General features: G+C 63.7%; 2 protein-coding genes and 1 pseudogene. All 3 read left to right on the top strand.

The genetic code is table 11. The features are described from left to right. The first annotated feature begins 322 nt into the window (after nucleotides 1-322). The gene (locus ACZY0B_RS27235; protein ID WP_463767335.1) at nucleotides 323-958 is read left to right on the top strand and encodes a TetR/AcrR family transcriptional regulator; all 636 of its coding nucleotides are present in this window, start codon (nucleotides 323-325) and stop codon (nucleotides 956-958) included. Between the two features lie 280 nt (nucleotides 959-1,238). Next, nucleotides 1,239-1,997, top strand: a complete 759-nt coding sequence (locus tag ACZY0B_RS27230) for an alpha/beta fold hydrolase (protein WP_463767334.1) — start codon at nucleotides 1,239-1,241, stop codon at nucleotides 1,995-1,997. 282 nt (nucleotides 1,998-2,279) lie between these two features. Beyond that, nucleotides 2,280-2,438, top strand: a pseudogene (locus ACZY0B_RS27225) (MCE family protein); the annotation flags it as partial.

Raw genomic sequence — 2,438 nt, 5'->3', positions numbered from 1 at the left:
GCACGTGCCGTGGCTTTCGCGCTGCGCGGCCCGGCGTCATCGTCGAACCATACCCACTGACTTGTGGCGGTGGGCAAAGGATTTGACCCCTCTTCAGTCGACCCAGTCAAGAGACCACAATGCCCGCTGGCGGCGCATGCGCGTGGCGGTGCCGCCCGACGTGTACGCGGGCATGTTCGACACTGATGTAGACGCAGTTGCGGCGGCAGCAGAACTTTCGTGGCACAACACGATGGTGGTGAACAGGGCACCGCCCGCACAGTTCACCCGTGGCCGTGACCTCCCGGGACACGATTGGCTGAGATACACTGCCCGCGTTGCTATGAAGCGGAAAGCTGATGTCGCAGGGCGCCGCCGCATTCTGTGTGATGCCGCGATCCAACTCCTTGCCGACGAAGGTGCCAAGGGGCTCACCCACCGCAAGGTGGAGCGACAGGCAGGGCTGCCCGACGGCACGACGTCATCGTATTTTCGCACCCGTTCGGCGTTGCTCCGCGCAACGGCTGAGCGCGTGGCCGAATTGGACGCCGCCGAATTTGAAAACGTCATGCAACGGCGCGCACTGGCGGAGACCACAACGGCCGCCACCACTTTGTCGGTACTCGCCGACATGGTGATTCGTTCGGCGACCGGACCCGGCCTGGATCGGTCGCGGGCGCGCTACGAACTGGCGTTGCATGCACACCGAGATGCAGTGCTGCAGGGTGCCATTGAGGATGCAATTGCGGGTTTCGTCGCGCTGAGCGAACAGGCTGTCACGCAGCTGCAGCCCGGCCCCGTCGATAGGGCTCTGGTGGAGAAGCAGGCCCGTGCGATCACAACCTTCATCAACGGTGTGATCGTCCGGCAGGTATTTGGACATCCGGGCGTCGACAGTGCCGAGGAGCTCACCCAGCTGCTGCACGCGCTGGTCGCCGGAGTCGCCGCTTCCCATCACGTGCACAACGGCCAGTTCTGACCGATCGGCTCCGACCGATCGGGTCCGACCTGCACACGAAGAGTTTCTACAAATGTAGATTTATTTTCCTACATTTGTAGAAATCGTGTTACCGTCTGGACTCATGAGTCACCGATACGCGATGAGGGCGTCGACGACTCCGGTGAGGGGGCGCACGAATCTCGAGCCCGCGCAGGCGATGGCCGCGTTGGTGATGTGCACTCCTGCGGCACGAACTCGGGGGGTAGCTAAGCATCGACCGCTCCGGCCTCGACACACCTAGGCCGGAAGGGAAGGATCTATGCGTTTCGTCCTCGTGCACGGTGGCTTCCACGCGGCATGGTGCTGGGACCGGACCATCCCCGAACTGAACCGCCTCGGCCACGACGCGGTGGCCGTCGACATTCCCGGCCACGGCACGCGCCTTCACGAGGAATCCACGCTTGCCAACCGACGCGACGCCATCGTTGGCGTTCTACGAGCGGGAGATGTCCTGGTCGGCCACTCCGGAGGTGGTTTCGACATCACCTTGGCCGCAGATGCAGCCAGTGACCTCGTCGCCCACATCATTTACTTGGCGGCCGCGCTGCCTCGTGAGGGTCGCACCTATCCCGAAGCGATGGCGATGCGCAACTCCGAGGACGGTTCGTTTGACGCCGACGTCGGAGAGATGTTCGGCCACTTGCATTTTGGCGACGACGGCGCCATGAGCTTCGCCACCTTCGAAGGCGCGTGGAAATACTTCTACCACGACTGCGACGAGCAAACCGCACGATGGGCGTTTGAGCGCTTGTGCCCGGAGCGGTTCGGCGACACGACGACCACGCCCGTATCGGTACCCCATTTCTGGGCAGCCGACCTGCCCCGCAGCTACATCCTCTGCCTGCAGGATCGCTCCAAACCGCGGTGGCTCTCCGATGTTGTGATCAAGCGCCTTGGCGTCGAACCACTGACGATCGACTCCTCGCATTCACCGTTCCTGAGTCGGCCAGCTGAGCTTGCCGGACTTCTCGTCGCCGCGACGACCACCACACCGATCGGCCCACTAATCCCGCCGTAATCGCACCGGAAAGGAGTTCATTCTGCTGATCCACACGTGTTTCGACGATTTCGCTTCGGGTGGTCCGACTGGCGTCGGCGTGGCCGGCTTCCCGTCGCCCGTACCTCGGTCGCTAGTTCCCTTGCCGTACAACGGTATTCCGGTGTGCCCTGGCTGCACGTTGGGCCGCAGGATCGGAGGATCACAATGCGGCCTGCCGGGTGATCCGGCGGGATCGCCAGGGGCGGTGCCACCGGCGTCGAGTGTGTCGGACTTGCTGCTGCCGGCCGAAGGGCCACAGCAATGATCGCCCGGGTTGCGGTTAGGCGGGTGTTGGTCGTCGGCTGTTGTGTGGCGTTGACGTCGTCGGGATGCGCATTCCAGAGCCTGAATTCACTGCCATTGCCCGGTGCGGTCGGACGGGGGCCGGGGGCCAACATCTACCACGTCGAGCTCCCGAAT

The organism is Mycobacterium sp. IDUB_19 (assembly GCF_055419445.1).
The sequence above is the reverse complement of the archived record's forward strand: the minus strand, read 5'-3'. Positions and strand labels throughout refer to the sequence as shown.

What these genes read in the sequence shown, in the direction of transcription:
- ACZY0B_RS27230 (WP_463767334.1), top strand. Translation starts at nt 1,239, where the DNA reads ATGCGTTTCGTCCTCGTGCACGGTGGCTTCCACGCGGCATGGTGCTGG.
- ACZY0B_RS27235 (WP_463767335.1), top strand. Translation starts at nt 323, where the DNA reads ATGAAGCGGAAAGCTGATGTCGCAGGGCGCCGCCGCATTCTGTGTGAT.